Source organism: Mycobacterium gordonae (assembly GCF_002101675.1).
Taxonomy (GTDB): Bacteria; Actinomycetota; Actinomycetes; order Mycobacteriales; family Mycobacteriaceae; genus Mycobacterium; species Mycobacterium gordonae.
Genome location: NZ_LQOY01000101.1, coordinates 1 through 4,728, shown reverse-complemented (window position 1 = coordinate 4,728; position 4,728 = coordinate 1). Strand labels below are relative to the sequence as shown.

Below are 4,728 nucleotides of genomic sequence, written 5' to 3'. Positions count from 1 at the left end.
CCGCGGCACTAACCGCATAAAACACGACATCGAAGAATCACACGACGAGGTCGTACACCACGTCCCTGGACTTGACCTTCGATCGGTACGTTTTCGTCGACCCATTTCGATCCATGCCACGCGGATGCCGAGAGCCCGGCAATCACACCCTTCCGGCGTGACCACAACCAAGCCGCTACGGTGCGCTGCCGCAACGTAAGGACTTCGTCGCGCGGGACGTAGACGTCAGGCAGGACCGCACGGTAGCGAGATCGCAACTGGTGTCGCCGCAGTGTCCCACTCGTCACTGCCTCGCTGCCAAGGAAGGGGAATGAAGGCTCCGCTCGCATCACGAGCCGCAGCATTGCCGATCGCCAGGACGCATGCCGACCGATTCTGCGAAGGCGGCGCCCTGCTGTGGACGAAATACGATCTGTGCGCAGCCTCGGCGCCACGAGTTCAGGCTCGGCGCTGCAGCGCTACCCGAGCTACTTGAACAGCGCCGGCAACCGCTCCAGCAGCCCGGGCAACGCCTGGCTTGCCGACTCGCGCACGCACACCGTGGCGTGTTCGGACAGTGGTGTGGGCTCGGGATTGACCTCGATCACGGCGGTACCGCGGGCCAGCGCGAGTTCGGGCAACCCGGCCGCCGGATAGACGATCGACGAGGTCCCGACCACCACCACGACGTCGGCGTTCTCGGTTGCATCAAGTGCGCTCTGCCACGGACCGTGCGGCAGCGACTCGCCGAACCAGACGATGTCGGGCCGGATCAGGCCGCCGCAGCGGCACACCGGCGGCTCCACCTCGATAGCGGCCTCGGTCATCAGCGGCAGCGGCTCGGTGTAGGACATATCGCAACGCGCGCAACGGAATTCGAAGAGGCTACCGTGCAGGTGGTGTACCGGCGTGCTGCCGGCCCGCTCATGCAGGTCGTCGACATTCTGGGTAATCACGGTGACGTCGGCGACAGCCTGCCATTGCGCGATCGCTCGGTGACCCGCGTTGGGTTGTACGTCGGACACCAGGTAGTGGCGCCACAGATACCAGCCCCACACCCGCTCGGGATTACGTTCCCAGCCCTGGACGCTGGACAGCTCGTACGGGTCGAAGCGGGCCCACAAACCGTTCTTGTCGTCACGGAACGTCGGCACGCCGCTCTCCGCCGAGATGCCCGCGCCGCTAAGCACCGTCACTCGCATCCCACAAAGATAGCCGCGTCTGGGCAATACTGGATGGGTGGAGTTGCGCGATTTGTTGAAGGTCGACGTGAAGGCGGGCAAGCCGATATTCGACCAGCTCAGAACCGGAGTGATCGACGGGGTGCGGGCGGGTTCGCTCCCGCCGGGCACCCGGCTGCCGACGGTGCGCGACTTGGCGGGTCAGCTTGGCGTGGCCGCCAACACCGTCGCACGCGCCTACCGAGAGCTGGAGTCCGCGGCGATCGTCGAAACGCGGGGACGTTTCGGCACTTTCATCTCCCGCTTCGATCCGACCGACGCCGCGATGGCGGCGGCGGCCAAAGAATACGTCGAGGTGGCCCGGGCGCTCGGACTGACCAAGTCCGACGCCATGCGCTATCTCACCAATGTGCCGGACGACTAGAACTCCAAGAGCGTCAGGTTCGGGCGCAGCGGGTCCAGCAACGGAACGCGGTACACCGCTGATAGCGCAGTGTTGAAGATCAGGCCGCGGCCCTTTGGCAGTCGCACATCGTGAACCGCGGAGATGCCCGGCACCGTTCGGGCCAGATCGGCGGCCTCGGCGACAGTCAGGCTGAACGGCATGGCCGGCACCGTGTAGCGCAGCGAGGTGCGGATGCCCAGGCGGCTGAACAGACTGAACCAGCGCGGCGGCAGGTCGAACAGCATCTGACCGCCCGGAAATCGCTTGGCGCACTCGGCGATCAGTCCCAGCGACTGTTCGGGTTGCAAGTACATCAGCAGTCCCTCGGCGGTGATGAACACCCCGTTTGAGGCGTCGACAGAGTCCATCCAGCTGTAGTCCAACGCCGACTGGGCCAGCACCGAGATGCGCGGCGACGACGGCAGCAGCCGCTTGCGGATCTCGATGACTGGCGGCAAATCCACTGTCAGCCAACGGAATCGGCTTTCCGGAAGAGCGGCTTCCAGGCGCCAGAAGCTGGTCTGAAGACCTTCGGCCAACGCCACCACGGTGGCCGCCGGGTGGGCGTTCAGATAGGCCTTCGCGGCAGCGTCGAACGCCTGCGCCCGAATCGCGATGTCCTGGCGGGTGGGACCGAACTTGGCGAAGTCGAAATCGATGGAGTTGACCAGCGTCACGGCCATCGGGTCGTCGATCAGCCGGCCCTCGCCGCGGCGGGCCTCGGTGGCACGGGCGTTGAGCGTCAGCAGAGCGGTCTCCGAGACGCCGGTCAAGGCGACCTTGTGCGATGGGGTCTTGCTCACGAGAGCACCTTGGCCAGGGTGCGCAGATTGCGCGACGTGGTCGAGGACTTGTAGCGCTTCTTGCCCATCGTCTTGCCGATGCTGCTGTCCAGGGTGCTGCCCTTGGGCACCTGCCAGTAGATGACGCCCTCGCCGCGCTGAATCTTCTCCGTCGGGCCGGGGCGCAGCTGTGCCAGTTCGTCGAGGATGTCGGCGTCGCTGACGAAGGTGACGTAGGACTGATGGTCGTCCACCTCGCGCTCGAAGGGGTAGCCATCGTCGATGGCTCGCACCGTGTCCAGGTGGTAAGCCAGCACCCAGGCGTCGTAGCCGAACCGGTCCCGTAGCGCTGCCTCGGCCTTGCTGCGCACCGCCGCGACGTTGGCGGACGATTCCAGCCGCACGTTGCCGCTGGCCAGGATGGTGCGCACATTCTGGAAGCCGGCGTCGGTCAGAGCGTCGGCAACATCGGCCATCTTGAGATTGACTCCACCGACATTGACACCGCGCAGGAACGCCGCGTACTCGGTCATGAACCGATTTCACCAGCCCGTCGGAGAAGGGCGCAACGCGACGTAGGCTTTGCGCATGGGACGCCACGTCTTCGACGACAAGCTGTTGGCCGTGATCAGTTGCAATAAGATCGGAGTGCTGGCCACCATCAAGCGAGACGGGCGGCCTCAGTTGTCCAACGTGTCGTACTACTTCGATGCGCGGGGTTTGGTGTTGCAGGTGTCGATCACCGAGCCGCGCGCCAAAACCCGCAATCTGCGCCGAGACCCGCGGGCATCGCTGTTGGTCGACGCCGACGACGGGTGGTCATATGCCGTCGCGGAGGGCGTCGCGGAACTGACGCCGCCGGCTCTCGCGCCCGACGACGACACCGTCGAGGGGCTGATTTCGTTGTACCGCAACATCGCTGGCGAGCATCCGGACTGGGACGAATATCGCGAGGCCATGGTCACCGATCGGCGGGTACTGCTGACGATGCCGATCTCGCATGTGTACGGCATGCCGCCGGGCAGGCGGTGATAATTCGTTCCGGCCCGAAGCGCACCAGATAGGCTGCCGGTATGGCCGACACGAACGCCCCGGAATCGTCCGAATCGCCGGAGGACGACAACAAGCGCAAGTTCCGTGAAGCCCTCGAACGCAAGATGGCGAAGTCCGCGGGCGGATCCGACCACAAGGACAGCGGGGGCAAGCAGTCGCGGGCACACGGCGCCGTCGGCAACCGCCGGGAATTCCGCCGTAAGAGCGGCTAGCGGCGCGCCCGAAAATCCAAGGTAGTCTCAAGCGCCGCAATCGTTTTGGCGTGACCGCCGACAGTCGGTCGACGGTCCGGCCGAGGCATTTGGCGCTGGGGCGTGCTTGAGAGTTCACTGCTTTCTGGCCTCGAAGGTAAGGCGGCAGCCCCCGCGATTCTCGGTTGTGGGTTCGATGTCATATGTCCCGTCACGGATCATGGTGCGGCCGCCCTCGGTGGCGAAGACACCCCCCATCGAGCTTCCGCCCCAGCTGCTGCTGGTCGAGAATGATCCGTCGGCGTTCAGGGTGCCCGTGTAAACGACCCCAAGTTTGAATGGACCAAAGGTCAGCGTGTTGCCCTGACGGGCCACGGGGAAGGTTTCGTCAGGGGGGATCTGGCCGCACGAAGTCGTGAGGCCGTGCCACAGGTAGGTGCCTTCGATCGCCGCTGGCGGCGCGGCGGTGGGTGCGGGTTGGGGTGGTGGGACCGGTTGGGTGCGGACCGTGTCGTTGGCGCCGGTGGTGCCGGCGGGCCGGTCGAAGGCTTGCCCGGTGACGACGTCGACGAGAACGAAGTTGGCGATGGTCCCGGTGCTGGGTTGGACGGCGGCGAGGGCGGTGGGCTGGTAGCCGGGCCAGGCTGTGCCGACCGGCTCCGGGTCGCCTGACAGAGCGATCGGCGCCGTCAGGGGATTGCCGCAGTAGCAGCGGGCGCGAGGAACCCCGTGGGCGTCGACGAAAACACCGGTGCCCGCTTGGAAGACCGATTGCAGGGTGGTGGGACGTGTCCCGTCGAATCCGTGGTTGGTGACCCGGGTGTCCAGCCGCAGCAGGACGGGAGTGAGTTCGCGCAGGTAGGTGGGGATGTCGGCGACCCTGAGGGGGCGTCCGCCGCTCCAGAACAGGGCGGGGTCGGTATTGAGTGCTTCCACGAACGCGCCGGCCTGGGCGAGGTGAGTGCTCAGGAAGGTGATCATCTTGTCGCGGTCGCACTCGGCGTTGTTCAGCGTGCCGCCGTACAGACCGTCGCGGTCGCCGGGCAGCGGCTGGGTGGCCACGGGGGTGCCCTCGCCGCGTGGCTGCAGGGTGGGCG

Annotated in this window: 7 protein-coding genes; 3 read left to right on the top strand and 4 right to left on the bottom strand. The window is 66.1% G+C overall.

Going from position 1 to position 4,728, the window contains the following annotated elements; translation table 11 throughout:
- Positions 1 to 467: 467 nt before the first annotated feature.
- Positions 468 to 1,181 carry an NAD-dependent deacylase gene (locus tag AWC08_RS16935; RefSeq protein WP_065135136.1) on the bottom strand — a complete coding sequence of 238 codons (714 nt, stop codon included), beginning with the start codon at positions 1,179 to 1,181 and terminating at the stop codon, positions 468 to 470.
- Positions 1,182 to 1,218: 37 nt separating this feature from the next.
- Between AWC08_RS16935 and AWC08_RS16930 the strand changes: the two genes are divergently transcribed.
- Positions 1,219 to 1,584, top strand: a complete 366-nt coding sequence (locus AWC08_RS16930; protein ID WP_065050128.1) for an Rv1152 family transcriptional regulator — start codon at positions 1,219 to 1,221, stop codon at positions 1,582 to 1,584.
- Here AWC08_RS16930 and AWC08_RS16925 read toward each other — a convergent pair.
- Together AWC08_RS16925 and AWC08_RS16920 are read right to left on the bottom strand one after the other, a co-directional pair.
- Complete coding sequence (locus AWC08_RS16925; RefSeq protein ID WP_069435533.1) at positions 1,581 to 2,408, bottom strand: class I SAM-dependent methyltransferase; 828 nt, start codon at positions 2,406 to 2,408, stop codon at positions 1,581 to 1,583. The two genes, AWC08_RS16930 and AWC08_RS16925, sit on opposite strands and share 4 nt — an antisense overlap.
- Positions 2,405 to 2,920, bottom strand: a complete 516-nt coding sequence (locus AWC08_RS16920; RefSeq protein ID WP_069435532.1) for a DUF1697 domain-containing protein — start codon at positions 2,918 to 2,920, stop codon at positions 2,405 to 2,407. Before AWC08_RS16920 ends, AWC08_RS16925 begins: the two co-directional genes overlap by 4 nt.
- 55 nt (positions 2,921 to 2,975) lie before the next feature.
- Between AWC08_RS16920 and AWC08_RS16915 the strand changes: the two genes are divergently transcribed.
- Both AWC08_RS16915 and AWC08_RS16910 read left to right on the top strand, forming a co-directional pair.
- The gene (locus AWC08_RS16915) at positions 2,976 to 3,419 is read left to right on the top strand and encodes a PPOX class F420-dependent oxidoreductase (RefSeq protein WP_065135133.1); all 444 of its coding nucleotides are present in this window, start codon (positions 2,976 to 2,978) and stop codon (positions 3,417 to 3,419) included.
- A 41-nt stretch (positions 3,420 to 3,460) separates the two neighbouring features.
- Positions 3,461 to 3,652, top strand: a complete 192-nt coding sequence (locus AWC08_RS16910; protein WP_065135132.1) for a DUF5302 domain-containing protein — start codon at positions 3,461 to 3,463, stop codon at positions 3,650 to 3,652.
- Between the two features lie 114 nt (positions 3,653 to 3,766).
- On the opposite strand, the gene AWC08_RS36560 is transcribed toward AWC08_RS16910, so the two are convergent.
- A partial coding sequence (locus AWC08_RS36560) for a DUF6777 domain-containing protein (RefSeq protein WP_085088003.1) occupies positions 3,767 to 4,728 on the bottom strand: 962 nt, incomplete at its 5' end.

Excerpts from the sequence above, each read along its gene's own strand:
- AWC08_RS16910 (WP_065135132.1), top strand. The coding sequence starts at position 3,461 with ATGGCCGACACGAACGCCCCGGAATCGTCCGAATCGCCGGAGGACGAC.
- AWC08_RS16920 (WP_069435532.1), bottom strand. The coding sequence starts at position 2,920 with ATGACCGAGTACGCGGCGTTCCTGCGCGGTGTCAATGTCGGTGGAGTC.
- AWC08_RS16935 (WP_065135136.1), bottom strand. The coding sequence starts at position 1,181 with ATGCGAGTGACGGTGCTTAGCGGCGCGGGCATCTCGGCGGAGAGCGGC.
- AWC08_RS16915 (WP_065135133.1), top strand. The coding sequence starts at position 2,976 with ATGGGACGCCACGTCTTCGACGACAAGCTGTTGGCCGTGATCAGTTGC.